This window comes from Microbacterium sp. NPDC056569, from assembly GCF_042793475.1.
GTDB lineage: Bacteria > Actinomycetota > Actinomycetes > Actinomycetales > Microbacteriaceae > Microbacterium.
In genome coordinates, this window is the sequence record NZ_JBHTUV010000009.1 from 172,629 (window position 1) to 186,825 (window position 14,197).

Annotated in this window: 11 protein-coding genes; 8 read left to right on the forward strand and 3 right to left on the reverse strand. The window is 73.1% G+C overall.

Annotation, left to right across the window (positions count from 1 at the left end):
- The first annotated feature begins 19 nt into the window (after positions 1 to 19).
- From ACFQ7C_RS12395 to ACFQ7C_RS12430, 8 genes are read left to right on the forward strand one after another with little or no spacing between them, the layout of a single operon-like run.
- Positions 20 to 991 carry an AAA family ATPase gene (locus tag ACFQ7C_RS12395; RefSeq protein WP_378901239.1) on the forward strand — a complete coding sequence of 324 codons (972 nt, stop codon included), beginning with the start codon at positions 20 to 22 and terminating at the stop codon, positions 989 to 991.
- Entirely contained in the window at positions 991 to 2,253 is a 1,263-nt protein-coding gene (locus ACFQ7C_RS12400) for a DUF58 domain-containing protein (protein ID WP_378901242.1), read from the forward strand. The genes ACFQ7C_RS12395 and ACFQ7C_RS12400 overlap by 1 nt, the downstream gene beginning before the upstream one ends.
- Positions 2,250 to 4,763 (forward strand): transglutaminase family protein, encoded by a 2,514-nt coding sequence (locus ACFQ7C_RS12405; protein ID WP_378901245.1) that lies wholly within the window; start codon positions 2,250 to 2,252, stop codon positions 4,761 to 4,763. The genes ACFQ7C_RS12400 and ACFQ7C_RS12405 overlap by 4 nt, the downstream gene beginning before the upstream one ends.
- Positions 4,760 to 6,010, forward strand: coding sequence for an RDD family protein (locus ACFQ7C_RS12410; protein ID WP_378901248.1), 1,251 nt, complete (start codon positions 4,760 to 4,762; stop codon positions 6,008 to 6,010). Before ACFQ7C_RS12405 ends, ACFQ7C_RS12410 begins: the two co-directional genes overlap by 4 nt.
- Positions 6,007 to 6,867 carry a PP2C family protein-serine/threonine phosphatase gene (locus ACFQ7C_RS12415; protein ID WP_378901251.1) on the forward strand — a complete coding sequence of 287 codons (861 nt, stop codon included), beginning with the start codon at positions 6,007 to 6,009 and terminating at the stop codon, positions 6,865 to 6,867. Before ACFQ7C_RS12410 ends, ACFQ7C_RS12415 begins: the two co-directional genes overlap by 4 nt.
- Complete coding sequence (locus ACFQ7C_RS12420; RefSeq protein WP_378901253.1) at positions 6,867 to 8,297, forward strand: FHA domain-containing protein; 1,431 nt, start codon at positions 6,867 to 6,869, stop codon at positions 8,295 to 8,297. Before ACFQ7C_RS12415 ends, ACFQ7C_RS12420 begins: the two co-directional genes overlap by 1 nt.
- Positions 8,294 to 9,922: a serine/threonine-protein kinase gene (locus tag ACFQ7C_RS12425; protein ID WP_378901256.1), complete on the forward strand. Its 1,629-nt coding sequence runs from the start codon at positions 8,294 to 8,296 to the stop codon at positions 9,920 to 9,922. The genes ACFQ7C_RS12420 and ACFQ7C_RS12425 overlap by 4 nt, the downstream gene beginning before the upstream one ends.
- A complete protein-coding gene (locus ACFQ7C_RS12430) occupies positions 9,910 to 10,671 on the forward strand; it encodes a hypothetical protein (protein ID WP_378901259.1) in 762 nt (253 codons plus the stop codon). Before ACFQ7C_RS12425 ends, ACFQ7C_RS12430 begins: the two co-directional genes overlap by 13 nt.
- Positions 10,672 to 10,683: 12 nt before the next feature.
- On the opposite strand, the gene ACFQ7C_RS12435 is transcribed toward ACFQ7C_RS12430, so the two are convergent.
- From ACFQ7C_RS12435 to ACFQ7C_RS12445, 3 genes are all read right to left on the reverse strand, one after another.
- Entirely contained in the window at positions 10,684 to 11,175 is a 492-nt protein-coding gene (locus ACFQ7C_RS12435; protein ID WP_378901262.1) for a recombinase family protein, read from the reverse strand.
- Between the two features lie 89 nt (positions 11,176 to 11,264).
- Entirely contained in the window at positions 11,265 to 13,034 is a 1,770-nt protein-coding gene (locus tag ACFQ7C_RS12440; protein WP_378901266.1) for a cation:proton antiporter, read from the reverse strand.
- A 57-nt stretch (positions 13,035 to 13,091) separates the two neighbouring features.
- Positions 13,092 to 14,114, reverse strand: coding sequence for a malate dehydrogenase (locus ACFQ7C_RS12445; protein WP_378901269.1), 1,023 nt, complete (start codon positions 14,112 to 14,114; stop codon positions 13,092 to 13,094).
- Positions 14,115 to 14,197: the final 83 nt, after the last annotated feature.

Below are 14,197 nucleotides of genomic sequence, written 5' to 3' on the forward strand. Positions count from 1 at the left end.
CGAGAGAACGAGAACACTCATGACGATGACCCCCGAACAGGCGGCCTGGTTCCAGGGCACCTTCGCGCGTCTGGTCGACAACGTCGACCAGGCCCTCATGGGAAAGCGCGAAGTCGTGGGGCTGGTGCTCTCCGCGATGCTCGCCGAAGGGCACGTGCTGCTGGAGGATGCCCCGGGCACCGGCAAGACGAGCCTCGCCAAGGCCCTCGCGGCCACCGTGCAGGGCACGAGCAGCCGCATCCAGTTCACGCCCGACCTGCTCCCGTCGGACGTGACCGGCGTGACCATCTACGACCAGACCTCGCATCGCTTCGAGTTCCACCGCGGTCCGGTCTTCGCGTCGATCGTCCTCGCGGACGAGATCAACCGTGCCTCGCCGAAGACGCAGTCCGCCCTCCTCGAGGTGATGGAGGAGTCCCGCGTGACCGTCGACGGCGTCGCGCACGAGGTCGGCCGTCCGTTCCTCGTGATGGCGACGCAGAACCCCATCGAGCAGGCGGGCACGTACAAGCTCCCCGAGGCTCAGCTCGACCGCTTCCTCGTGAAGACGTCGATCGGCTACCCCGACCTCGCCGTGGCCGAGCGCATCCTCGCCGGCGCGGCAGACCGCAACCCGTCGGCGCACCTGCCCGCGATCATCACGACGGGCGCGGTCGCCGACATGGCCGACCTCGCCGGCACCGTCCACGTCGACCCCGCCGTGCTGCGCTACACCGCGCAGCTCGCCGAGGCGACGCGCAACGATCCGGCCACGCGCCTGGGCGTCTCGGTCCGCGGCTCGCTCGCGATGATCCGCGTCGCCAAGGTCTACGCCGCGGCGCAGGGCCGCCACTTCGTGCTGCCCGACGACGTGAAGTCGCTCGTGGCACCGGTGTGGACGCACCGCCTCGTGCTCGACCCCGAGGCCGAGTTCGCCGGCACGTCGGCCGAGGCCGTCATCGCGCGCGTCCTCGAGTCGGTGGCCGCACCGCAGGCGAGGTCCGCGGCCTGATGACGACGGAGGCACTCGGGCAGGCGGCTCCCTCGGAGGACCGTCGCGCCTGGTACGGGCAGCTGGTGCTCGGCGCGCTGCGGCGCGCCGGCGTCGTGCTCGGCCGCGTGTTCGGGGTCGTGCGCCCCGTCGCCTGGGTGCTGATCGCCGCCGCGCTCGCACTGTGGATCGCCGGCCGGTCGCTCGGCTGGTGGGAGCTCGCTGTGGCGGCGAGCACCATCACCGTCGTGCTCGCGCTCTGCCTGCTGTTCCTCATCGGCCGCACCGCGTACGACGTGTCGCTGGACCTCAACCGCACCCGCGTCGTCGTGGGGGAGCGCGCGGTGGGGGCGCTGACCCTCTCCAACGCGGGCTCGCGCGCCATCCTCCCCTCGCGCGTGCTGCTGCCGGTGGGAAGCGGGCGCGGCGTCTTCGACGTGCACCGGCTCGCGGCCGGCGAGTCCGCCGAGGAGCTCTTCGCGATCCCTACGTCGCGTCGCGCGGTCGTCAAGGTCGGCCCGGTGAGCGTCGTGCGCGGCGACCCGCTGGGTCTCTTCGAGCGCGTGCATCGCCGTGACGAGCCCGTCGACCTGTTCGTGCACCCGCGCACCGTGCTCTTCGACGGCCAGTCGCTCGGGTTCCTGCGCGACCTCGAGGGCCTCCCCGCCACCGACCTGTCGCCCGACGACGTCTCGTTCCACGCACTGCGCGAGTACCAGCCCGGCGACGACCTGCGCCACGTGCACTGGAAGTCGACCGCGCGCACCGGCCGCATGATGGTGCGGCAGTACGAGGAGACGCGCCGCTCGCACTTCGTGATCGGCCTGTCGACGAGCCCCGCCGATTACCGCGACGACGACGAGTTCGAACTCGCGATCTCGGCCGCCGGTTCGCTGGGCCTTCGTGCCCTGCGCGACTCGCAGCGCGTCGAGGTGCGCGTCCAGGAGCGCGCCCTGCCGTCGGGCACGGGCAAGCAGTTCCTCGACTCCCTCTCCGCCCTCGGCCACTCGAAGCCGAAGGCGGGCTCGGTCGTCGAGCTCGCCGGCGTCGTCGCCGCGACGCTTCCGCTCGCGAGCGTCGTCGTGCTGGTGTGCGGCAGCAAGGTCGACGCCAACGACCTGCGCACGGCGTGCAGCCGCCTGCCGTTCGGCGCCCGCGTGCTCGCGGTCGTCGCGTCGCCGGGCGACACGGCGCCGTCGCTCCGACGGATCGGGGAAGCGGATGTCGTGACCCTCGGCGCTCTCGACCAGCTCCCGAACGCCCTCCGGAAGGTGCTCGCATGAGCGCCCCCGTCACGCCCCTCCCGACGCGCGCCGAAGCGCCCGCGACGCCGCGGGCGGCAGCATCCCGGCCCCCACGTGCCGATGCCCTGCCGACCCGCCGCTGGATCCTCGACCTCACCGCCGTCGGGCTGCTGCTGCTCATCCCGGTCGTCGGCTTCTGGCCGACGTTCGATGGCGCCGGCTACCTCGTCGCCGCCCTCGGCGGGCTGGTGCTCGGCATGGGGCTGGGTGTCCTCGGCCGGCTCTTCCGCTGGGGCATCCTGCTCCTGACCGCCGCCACGGTCGTCGTCTACTTCCTTCTCGGGGGCGCCCTCGCGCTGCCGCACACCACGGTCGCGGGCGTCGTGCCGACGATCGAGACGCTGCGTCAGCTCGCGCTCGGCGCGGTCATGTCGTGGAAGCAGCTCCTCACCACCATCGCCCCCGTGGCGACCGGCGACGGTCACCTCATCGTGCCGTTCATCCTGTCGCTGGTGGCGGCGGTGCTGACGACGTCGCTCGCCCTGCGGCTGCGCGGCGCAGCGTGGGCGGTGCTCCCCGCCGCCGCGTTCCTCGCGATCGAGATCGCGCTGGGCACGTCCGAGCCGTTCGTGCCGGTGGTGCAGGGCGTCGTGTTCGGACTCGTGGCCGTGGTGTGGCTGGCGCTGCGCCAGGCGTGGCAGCCGCAGGCGGCCGCGATCTCGGTGGGCGAAGGGTCGGCGCGTTCCGGTGCCGGCGTGCGGCGCGTGCTGATGGGCGCCGCCGTCGTCGCGATCGCCGCGGTGGTCGGCGTCGCCACGAGCGGGTTCGCGGCACCGTCGTCGCCGCGGTACGTGCTGCGCGACGTCGTCATCCCGCCGTTCGACATCCGCGAATTCGCGAGCCCGCTGCAGTCGTTCCGCGCCTACGTGCGCGACCACCCGGAGGAACCGCTCTTCACGGTCACCGGTCTGCCCGAGGGCGCCCGCGTGCGGCTGGCCACGATGGACGCGTACAACGGCACCGTGTACAACGTCTCGGATGACGGCAGCGGATCGTCGAGCGCCTTCGCGCCCGCGCGCACCAACATGTCGTCCGACGCCGAGGGCACGCCCGCGACGGTTCACGTCGAGATCGGCGAGCTCGAGAGCGTATGGATGCCGGACGCCGGCGCTGTCCGGAGCGTCACGTTCGACGGCGCCCGCGCCGACGACCTCCGCCGCACCGCGCACTACAACGAGGCGACCGAGACCGGCGTCGTCACCCTCGGCCTCGAGAAGGGCGACGAGTACACGCTCGACGCCGTGATCCCCGAGGTGCCGAGCGACGAGGCGCTCGCCGACCAGGCGTTCGCGCCGCTCAAGATGCCCAAGCAGGTCGGTGTGCCCGAGACCCTCGCCGACATCGCGTCGAAGACGGTCGCCGAGGCCGAGACGCCCGTCGAGCAGGTGCGCGCGCTGCAGCAGATGCTGTCGGAGGGCGGCTTCTTCAGCCACGGCCTCGCCGGTCAGCCGCTGTCGCGCGCCGGACACGGCGCCGAGCGCATCGCGACGCTGCTCGGCTCCGAGCAGATGGTCGGCGACGACGAGCAGTATGCGACGGCGATGGCGCTGCTCGCGGGGCAGGTCGGCATCCCGGCGCGGGTCGTCATGGGCTTCTACCCCGACGAGGACGCCGCCGGCGAACCCGTGTACACCGCGACGGGCGAGACGGTCCACGCATGGGTCGAGGTCGCCTTCGACGGCGCCGGATGGGTGCCGTTCGACCCGACCCCGCCCGAGGATCAGGTCCCGAGCGACCAGACGACGAAGCCGAAGGCCGACCCCAAGCCCCAGGTGCTGCAGCCTCCGCCCCCGCCGGCGGAGCCCGTCGACCTGCCGCCGACCGTCGCCGACGACCGTGGCTCGGAGGACGAGAACGCGTTCGACGCCGGACTGCTGTGGACGATCATCTCGATCGGCGTGGGCCTGCTGGGCCTCCTCGCCGTGCTGCTCGCCCCGTTCATCGTGATCGGCGCCCTGAAGGCCACCCGGCGTCGCAAGCGCCGTGAGTCCGAGCGCGCGTCGGACCGCATCAGCGGCGGCTGGGACGAGCTCGTCGACCGCGCCTCCGACTTCGGCGCGCCGGTGCGCCCGGGCGCGACGCGTCAGGAGGACGCCGGGGTGCTCACCGCGGCGTTCGCCGAGCCGCGCGTCGCGACCCTCGCCTCGCGCGCCGACCTCGAGGTCTTCGGTCCGACGGACCCGTCGCCCGACGACATCGAGGCCTTCTGGGCGCAGGTTGACGAGATCGTCGGCGGCATGGGGAAGGGACGCTCCGTGTGGCAGCGTCTCGGCGCGAGGCTCAGCATCCGTACGCTTCTCGAAGGCACGCGGTTCGCACTCCCCGCACGCCCGGCACGCTCGGCGCCGCCCGCGCGAACGACTCAACCCGCGGCGGCCGCTCTGCACGACCCCGCGATGCCGAAGAACCCGACCCGGCGCTCGCGCCGCGGCAGCAAGACCCCGAGCGCACCCGAGCGCTCCGCCCACCCCCCACAGGAGAACGCATGACCCCGAGCCCGCCAGGCGCCGCCCCCGCGGCGACCATCGGACGCCGTGTGGGGGCGTTCGCGATCGACATCGGCGTCGCCTGGGCGATCGGCGCCGTGCTGGTCGGGACCGTGGTCGGCATCATCCTCGGCGTCGGCCCGTCGTGGGAGCGCGACGGCCTGGCGGCCATGATCCTGCTGAGCTACCTCGGCATCGGCGCCCTGCTGTTCGCCTGGTGGCTCGTCTACTCCGCGATGCAGGGCAGCCGCGGCGGCTCGATCGGGCAGCGACTGCTCGGGCTGCGCCTGCACGACGCCTCGTCGGCCGCCCCGATCGGCTTCTGGCGCGCGATCCTGCGCAACCTCGTGTTCAGCCTCGCCGCGTCGATCGTGGTCGGCTACTTCACCCCGCTCTTCGACCCGAGCGGCCGCCGGCAGGGCTGGCACGACATGGCATCGCGCGCGGTCGTGGTCGATATCCGGAACACGGATGCTGCCACCCCGGCGCGTGCGGCAACGGCCACCGCGAACCCGTATCCGACCCCGTCGACGGGTGCCGCATCGCTGCCGTCCGCCCCGCCGCTGCCGTCCCCCGCCCCGGTGCCGCCGGCCGGCTTCATGCCCGCGGCCGCGGCGGCTCAGCCGACCACGCGTGCGGCCGCCCCGGCGCCGACCGGCGTGATCGCCGACATCCCGTGGATCACGCACGAGCCTCCGGCTCCCGTCACGCGCGCGCCGCAGCCGGCCCAGCATTTCCCGAGCGTCACGATGCCCTTCCCGGCAGCGACGACGACCGAGCCGTTCGGCGCCACCCTCACCGCGACCGCCGCCCCGGCCGTGGCCCCCGCAGCCACGGCGGTGGCAGCATCCGCCGAAGAAGAGGACGTCGAGTCCACGCGCATCGTCGTCCCCCCGCCCGCGCAGCGGGCCGCGCTGTACGACGGCGCACCGGTGATCGCGGTGCTGACGTGGGACGACGGCACGCGCATGGCCGTGTACGGCCGCACCCTGTACGGACGCAACCCCGCGGCCGTGGAGGGCGCGGTCGCGATCGCGGTGCGCGACGAGACGCTGTCGCTGTCGAAGACGCACTTCGAGGTCGGCGGCGACGCCACGGGAGCGTGGATCGCCGACCGTCACTCGACCAACGGCACGATCCTCGTCCGCGACGGCGGGCGGATTCCGCTCACTGCCGGCGTCCGCACGAACCTGCGCGACGGCGACACGCTCGAGTTCGGCGACCGGCGCGTGACGGTGGGCCTCGCATGATGGCGGGTTCGACGCCGCCGATCGCGGTCGCCTTCGGGGCGGCGACAGACGCCGGTCTCCGCCGGCGCATCAACGAGGACTCGTATCTCGCGGCGTCGCCGCTGTTCCTCGTGGCCGACGGGATGGGCGGCCACAACGCGGGCGAGATCGCCAGCGCGACGGTGATCCAGGAGTTCTCCGCGCTCGCGGGCCGCGAGAGCCTGACGATCGACGACGTGCAGGCGGCCGTCGTCGCCGCGCGCCGCCGTGTCGTGGCGCTCCCCGCCGGGGCGGGCGCCGGCGCCGGCACGACGCTCGCGGGAGTCGTCGTCGCCGACGTCGAGGGCGAGGGCTACTGGCTCGCGATCAACCTGGGCGACTCGCGCACCTACCGCCTCAGCGAGGGGGACTTCGAGCAGGTGAGCGTCGACCACTCGGTCGTGCAGGAGCTCGTCGACAGCGGCCAGCTCGCGGCCGACGCGGCCCAGCGCGACTCCCGCCGCAACGTCATCACGCGGGCGATCGGCGCCGGCAGCGACGCGGAGCCCGACTACTGGCTCATCCCGGCCGAGGACGGCGACCGCATCCTGGTGTGCTCCGATGGTCTCTCCGGCGAGCTCGAGCAGGACGCGATCCACGGCATCCTCCTCGCCGAGGCGGACCCGCAGGCGGCCGCGACACGGCTCGTGCACGAGGCGATGGTGCGCGGCGGCCGCGACAACATCACCGCGATCGTCGTGGACGCGCTCGCCGTGCGCACCCGGACGAGCCGCGCGTGCGAACGCGATACGGTGCCGGTGAGCGCCCCTGCCGTCACCGAGGAGACCGACATCGACGGCGACACGCTGCCGCGCGCGGTCGTGGCGGGAGGATTCTGATGCCCACGCACTACGCCCCGGGAACCACGCCGGTCGCCGTCACCCCGCGCGCATTCGCCGTGCTCGAGTCGGGCGCCTCCGCGGCGCTGCTCACCCGCATCCGCGCGCTGCTCGCCGACGGCCGGGGCCTCGGAGGAGTGATCGAGGCGCTCACCGGCGCGTACGGCGCGTCGCTGACCGCGATCCCCGCGTTCGCGGTGGCCCTCGCGGAGGGCGACGGCGTCCGGGTCGCCGTGCGCGGCGACTTCGCATTCGACGTCGATGCCGCGGCCTCCGAGCGTGTCTCGGGCACCGGTGTGACCACATGGACCGAGCGCGTGATCCCGGGCGCGGTGCGGGTCGCCCTCGCGACCTCCGGGTCCGACGTGCCGGCCGAGTTCGAGATCGCCGACGGCATCGTGCTGGCGAGCAGGATCGAATGGGATGATGCGGCCCCGGGCAAGCCCGCGACCGCCGACGCCGTTCCGGCCGCGACCGCCGACGCCGTCCCGGCCGCGGCCGCACCGGGGCCGCGCCGGCGCGAGGTGCCGATTGCGGCCGCGGAGTCGGAGCCGCCTCCCGTCCCGCCCGCCGTCGCAGAGACAGAGAGCGATGGCGGCGACACCCCGGAGAGGGAACCGGGGCCAGGTGAGCCCGTGCCGGGGCCGGTCCGTGGCCCGTGGTCCTCGCGTGCCGACCTGCCCGAAGCCGCATCCCCGGCTCCCGCCGCCGCGCTCATCGATTCGAGCGCCGTGCTGTCGGTCGCCGACACCGAGACCCTGCTGCCCGTCGACTCGGCGCTGACCCCGCCGGTCGCTCCTCTCGCGCCCGCGACGCCGGGCGAGGAGTTCCCCTCGACGACCGGCTACGACCACCTCTGGGGTGCGACCGTGATCCGCTCCGTCGAGGACGACGCCGTCCGCTCCGAGCGCGAGGGCGAAGAGGCCGCTCTCGCCGCTGCCCCGCCTCCGCCCGCCGGCGACCACGACGGCGCGACGATCTCGCTGGCCCAGGCCCGCGCGCTGCGCGAAGCGGCGGGCGGCGCCGGGGGCGCAGCATCCGTGCCGATCGATTCGGTGCTCGCGCCGCTCGCGCCGCCGCGCCCGCCGGCTCCCGGACGCATCCGCGTGTCGACGGGGCAGGTCCTGCCGCTCGACCGCACGGTCGTGATCGGCCGGCGACCGCGCTCGACGCGGGTGAGCGGCACCGACCTGCCGCACCTCGTGGCCGTCGACAGCCCCCAGCAGGACATCTCGCGGAGCCACGTCGAGCTGCGGGTCGAGGGGGAGAGCATCGTCGCGACTGATCTGCGCACCACGAACGGCACGACCCTGCTGCGCCAGGGCGCAGAGCCGGTCCGACTGCACCCGGGTGAGGGCACGGTCGTCGTCCCCGGTGACGTCCTGGACCTCGGCGACGGCATCACGGTCGCGATCGAGGGGCTGTCGTGAGCGCCAAGCGCGCGCCCATGGCGCCGCCGGATCTTCCCGGCTTCACCTACGTCGACCTGCTCGGCTCGGGCGGCTTCGCCGACGTCTTCCTGTACGAGCAGCAGCTGCCGAAGCGCCGCGTGGCGGTCAAGGTGCTGCTCACCGACCGCATGTCGAGCGGCTCGGTCGAGGAGTTCACCGCCGAGGCCAACGTGATGGCGATGCTGTCGACGCACCCGGCGATCGTCACGATCTACCAGGCGGGCGTCGCGCACGACGGCCGTCCCTACCTCGTGATGGAGTACTGCCCGCGGCCGAACCTTCAGGTGCGGTACCGGCGGGAGCCGTTCTCGATCGCCGAGTCGCTGCGCGTCGGTGTGCAGGTCGCCGCGGCCGTCGAGACCGCCCACCGTGCGGGTGTGCTGCACCGCGACATCAAGCCGGCGAACATCCTCGTCACCGAGTACAACCGGCCGGCGCTCACCGACTTCGGCATCGCGTCCACCACGAACGCGGCCGCCGAGTCGGCGGGCCTGTCGATCCCGTGGTCGCCGCCGGAGTCGTTCGCCGACGTGCCGCGCAGCGACCCGCGCTCGGACGTGTACGCGCTGGGCGCGACCGTCTACACGCTCCTGGCCGGACGCTCGCCGTTCGAGCTGCCCGGGCAGCGCAACGGCGCCGCCGAGCTCATCCACCGCATCGAGTCGCTGGCGCTCCCCGCGCTCGGCCGCGCCGACGTGCCGGTGTCGCTGCAGCGCGTGCTCGAGCGCGCGATGGCCAAGGCGCCCGCCGACCGCTACGAGAGCGCGCTGGCGTTCGCCCGCGCGCTGCAGACGGTGCAGATCGAGCTGTCGCACTCGGTGACGCCCATCGACATCCTCGACGACCACGTCCCCGAAGACATCGAGGAGGACGAGGACGACGGACTCACCCGCGTCCGCGGCGTCGTCAGCATCAACCCCGAGACGACGCCCGCGGCCGGCATGACGCGCCCGTCGGCGGCGACCGCGCCGAGCGCCGCGTCCACCGCGCCGCGCTTCGACCCGGCACCCGTCGAGACCGAGACGGTCGCCCGCCGGGCGCCCGCGCGCCCGCCGTCGGCGTACGAGGAGACGGTCCGGCGCGAGCAGGTCGGCCCGCCGGTGTCGCTCGACGAGACGATCGTCCGCACTCCAGCGTTCGAGCAGGTCGCGCCCGAGCCGGAGACGGATGCTGCCGCCCCGCGTCGCCGCCGCACCGGTCTGTGGATCGGGCTCGGTGCCGCAGCGTTCGTGATCGTCGCGGTCATCGTCGGGGTGTCGCTGCCGGGCATCCTTTCCGGCACGGCCCAGGAGCAGCCCGCGCCCACGGAGTCGTCGAAACCGCAGGACCCACTGTCGTCGGTGGTCCCCGCCGTCGCCGACGTCGCGGGCGCACCGGTCGACGGCGGCGTGAAGTTCACATGGACCAACCCCGATCCGCAGGACGGCGACTTCTATATCGTCGAGGCCGTGTCGCTGAGTGACAGCACCGGAGAGAGCGAGCCGGTCGAGGCGCCCGAGATCGTCGTGCCGGCCGCCGCCACCGGGCAGACCTGCGTCGACGTCACCCTGGTGCGCGCCAACGGCCAACAGCAGCCCGATCCCTCGCGGGGGTGCGCGCCGTGACGCCCGCAGAAACCGACCGGCTCAGGGTCGAGTTCGCCGGCGAGCAGTTCTCCGTCGCGCCCGGCACCGTCTTCACGGTCGGCCGCGAGGGCGACCTCGCAATCGACGACAACCTGTTCCTGCACCGCAACTTCCTGACGATCCAGAGCGTCGAGGGGCTCTGGCTGCTCTCGAACGTCGGCTCGCGCCTGTCGGCGACCGTCACCGACTCGGGCGGGCGCGTGCAGGCCTGGCTCGCACCGGGTGCGCGGCTGCCGCTCGTCTTCGCCGCGACATCCGTCATCTTCAGCGCCGGTCCGACGACCTACGAGCTCACGATCCATGCGGCCGAGCCGACCTTTCGAGAGACGCAGCCGCCCGCCGACGACGACGGTCTCTCGACGATCGGCGAGGTGCCGCTGACCCACAGCCAGCGCGTCATGATCCTCGCGCTCGCCGAGCCCGTGCTGCGGCGCGACGGCACCGGCATGAGCGAGCTGCCGACGTCGGCGCAGGCCGCCGAGCGCCTCGGCTGGACGCTCACCCGCTTCAACCGCAAGCTCGACAACGTCTGTGACAAGCTCGACCGCGCCGGTGTGCCGGGCATGCGCGGCGGCGTGCGCTCGTACGCGACGAACCGCCGCGTGCGGCTCGTCGAGCACGCGGTCGCGGCACGCCTCGTCACACGTGACGACCTTCCGCTGCTGGACGTCGAGCGCGAGAACTCGCTGCGCGGTGAGAGCGGCTCTGGAGACGACGACGCCGGCTGAAGGCCGGGCGCGTCAGCGCCCAGCGTCGTAGAGGTGACGGCCGCCGTGGCTGACGACCTTCACCACGACACCACGGCGGTGCAGCTCCGTGACGGTGCGGGTCTCCTCGTCGATGTCGCGACCGAGCGCGTGCACGTTGGCGACGACGAGCACGTCGCCGCGTCCGAGCGTGCCGAACAGCCGCACGAGGCGGTCCTCCCAGGACTCGAGGGTCTCGGGAGCGGGATGACGGAATCCCTCGATCGGCACGCCGAACCGGGTGAGGTCGTTTCGCTGCTCCACGACGGAGGGCATGTCGTCGCGGGCGATCACGAGCCCGACAAGCCGTGAGCCCGCGGGCTGGGCGAGCCACCAGTTGCGGTTCTGCTGCAGCTCCGTGAAGCACTTGGGGCACTCCGCCGCCTGGTGCGGCAGGTGCAGCGGGGCGGTGTCGGGCGCGACCGAACCCGGAGCCGGAGCCGCGTGCGTGTGTGCGGCGTCCGGCGTCTTCGTCGTCTCGCTCATGTGAGGCCCCCTCGCTCCCGTCCATTGTCCCCCACGCAGGCGCAGTTCCGCGCCGCGGTGTCCCTGCAGGAGCCGCTGCGCGACTTCGCTCAGTCGTCCTCGTCGTCGAGGCGCAGCTCGAGGCTGAGCTGGTCGGCGTCGAGCTCGGCCAGGGCGTGGCGCAGGGCGGGCGTCGAGTACTCGCCCCCCGACGACAGCTCGTTCAGGCGTCCGCGCATCGCCTCGATCATCGCGAGCCGCAGCTCGAGCAGGTCGCGGGTCGGGAGTCCGTCCGCGTCGTCGGGCGGGTCCACCATGCGGCTGCTGACGAGCGAGACGAGGTCCTCGGCGAACTCCGAGCCGTCCCTCCGGCGCAGCGCAGGATCCGACAGCGCGCCGATCGCGGCGTCGCGCAGCTCGTCGTCGAGCGCCGACTGCTCGGCCTTGTCGAGGCTGTCGTCGCCCGTCCGCTCGAGCCGCAGGGCCTTGACCACCCATGGCAGCGTGAAGCCCTGCAGCATGAGGCTGCCCACCGCGACCGCGAATGCGATGAACACCAGCAGGGCGCGGTCGTCGGTGACGTCGCTCGAGATCGTCTGCGCCGCGGCGAGCGTGACCACGCCGCGCATGCCGGCCCACACGATGATCGCGCCGTGCTTCCACCCGAGGGGGGACGCCTGGTAGTAGTCGAGGTCGCTGAGCGCCCGCGACACGCGTGACCGCATCGAGGAGAGCCGCCGCTGCGCGCGCGGATCGTCGAAAGACGCCTCGCGCCGGCCGCGGTACCGCGGATCGGGCACCGCCGAGCCGTCCGCGATCTGGTCGAGCCGCGTGTTCATCGCCTCGAGTCGGGTGCGCTGTCGCCCGCGGGCGCGCCGGCTCTGCAGCCAGACCAGCAGCGACACGTACGCCGCGCGTGCGGCGACGATGATCGCCAGCGCTCCGAGCGCGATTCCGAGGCCGGTGCCGATGCCGTTGTGCTGTTCGACGTTCTGCTCGACGATGTCGCGGAGCTCGAGCCCCATGATGAGGAAGACGGCGCCCTCGAGCACGAGTTCGATGGTGTGCCAGTTGTGCTCGTCGGATCGGCGCTGCTCGGGAGTGAACCACCGCGCCGCGCCCTGGCCGGTCACGATGCCTGCGACCACCGCCGCGACCAGGCCGGATCCGCCGAGCTCCTCGGTGGGGATGTACGCGATGAACGGCACCACGAAGCCGATCGCGGTGTTCGCCGCGGAGTTCTTGATGAGCGACCGCAGCCGCAGGTTGAGCCAGCCCACGATCGCGCCCACGACGGCGGCGACGAGCACGCCCCACGCGAACGCCGGGATGAACCCGAACCCGATGCGGGTGTCGCCGCCGACGCTGGTCGCGAGTCCGACCGCGGCGATCATCGTGCGCAGCAGCACCAGCGCCGTCGCGTCGTTGAGCAGGCTCTCGCCCTCGAGCATGGTCACCACGCGGCGCGACACACCCAGACGCTTGACGATCGAGGTGGCCACAGCATCCGTGGGACTGAGGATCGCCCCGAGCGCCACCGCGATGGCCGGATGGATGCCGGGGATCACGAGCATGAAGAAGAACCCGAGCAGCACCGAGCTGATGATGACGAGCAGGAACGACAGCCCGGCGATGGGGCCGAAGTCGCGGCGGAACTCGATCGCGGGGAGCGAGACCGCCGCCGAGTAGAGCAGCGGCGGCAGCACGCCCACGAGGATGAACTCGGGGTTGATCTCGGGGATCTCGACGAACGGCAGCAGGCTGACGGCCCCGCCGACGAGCACCAGGATCAGGGGTCCGGCGATGCCCAGCTTCGGGGCGACCGCCGTCGCGAGCGCGATGACCACGATCGCGATGATGACGACGATCAGGACTTCCACGACTCAGAGCCTATTGCGGGGCCTTCCGACCCGGCGGCGGTGCACCGCCGAGCGGCGTCAGAGCACGCCGAGAGCCCGGACCGCGTCGCGCTCCGCGACGAGTTCGTCGACGGATGCTGCGACCCTGGCCCGCGCGCGATCGTCGAGGTCGAGACCCTCGACGACGCGATACCCGTGCTCGTGGCCGCGCGAGGTCACGGGGAACGAGCACACGAGCCCCTCGGGCACCCCGTACTCGCCGCGCGAGACGACCGCCGCCGAGGTCATGCCGCGGCGGGTGCCGAGCTGCTCGTCGCGCACGTGGTCGATCGCGGCGTTCGCGGCGGAGGCCACCGACGACGAGCCGCGCACCTCGATGATCTCGGCCCCGCGCTTCGCCACACGCGGGATGAAGACGTCGTCGAGCCACGCCGCCGCTGCGGCCTCGCCGCCGAAACGCTCGGCCAGGGCCTCGAGCACCGGCGTCGCGTCGGGCAGGATCGCGTGCGCGACGTCGGGGAACTGGGTCGCGGAATGGTTGCCCCAGATCACGACGTCGGCGATGTCGCCGGCGGCGACATCGAGCGCCTCGGCGAGCTGTCCGACGGCGCGGTTGTGATCGAGGCGCGTGAGCGCGGTGAAGCGCTCGGAGGGGATGTCGGGGGAAGCGGATGCTGCGGCGATGAGCGCGTTCGTGTTCGCGGGGTTGCCCACCACCACGACGCGCACGGCGTCGTCGGCGACGGCGCCGATCGCCTTGCCCTGCGGCCCGAAGATCCCCGCGTTCGCCGCGAGCAGGTCGCCCCGCTCCATGCCGGCGGTCCGCGGTCGCGCACCCACGAGCATCGCGATGCGGGTGCCGTTGAAGGCCGTCAGGGGGTCGTCGGTGACGTCGACGTCGGCCAGCAGGGGAAACGCGCAGTCCTGCAGCTCGAGCGCCGCTCCCTCGGCCGAGCGCATCCCCTGCGGGATCTCGAGCAGCCTCAGGCGAACCGGACGGTCGGGGCCCAGCATGTCGCCGGCCGCGATGCGGAACATCAGGGCGTAGCCGATCTGGCCTCCGCCGCCGGTGATGGTCACGGTCGTGGGTGCGCTCGCCATGACCCTGAGCCTAGACCGGCGGCATTGTACTCATTCCCGGCGATTCGGGAATGGTTCCTGCTGGCGGTCGGGGTGTCGGGGTA

Coding starts and splice junctions, on each gene's coding strand:
- ACFQ7C_RS12395 (WP_378901239.1), top strand. CDS start 20: ATGACGATGACCCCCGAACAGGCGGCCTGGTTCCAGGGCACCTTCGCG.
- ACFQ7C_RS12400 (WP_378901242.1), top strand. CDS start 991: ATGACGACGGAGGCACTCGGGCAGGCGGCTCCCTCGGAGGACCGTCGC.
- ACFQ7C_RS12405 (WP_378901245.1), top strand. CDS start 2,250: ATGAGCGCCCCCGTCACGCCCCTCCCGACGCGCGCCGAAGCGCCCGCG.
- ACFQ7C_RS12410 (WP_378901248.1), top strand. CDS start 4,760: ATGACCCCGAGCCCGCCAGGCGCCGCCCCCGCGGCGACCATCGGACGC.
- ACFQ7C_RS12415 (WP_378901251.1), top strand. CDS start 6,007: ATGATGGCGGGTTCGACGCCGCCGATCGCGGTCGCCTTCGGGGCGGCG.
- ACFQ7C_RS12420 (WP_378901253.1), top strand. CDS start 6,867: ATGCCCACGCACTACGCCCCGGGAACCACGCCGGTCGCCGTCACCCCG.
- ACFQ7C_RS12435 (WP_378901262.1), bottom strand. CDS start 11,175: ATGAGCGAGACGACGAAGACGCCGGACGCCGCACACACGCACGCGGCT.
- ACFQ7C_RS12445 (WP_378901269.1), bottom strand. CDS start 14,114: ATGGCGAGCGCACCCACGACCGTGACCATCACCGGCGGCGGAGGCCAG.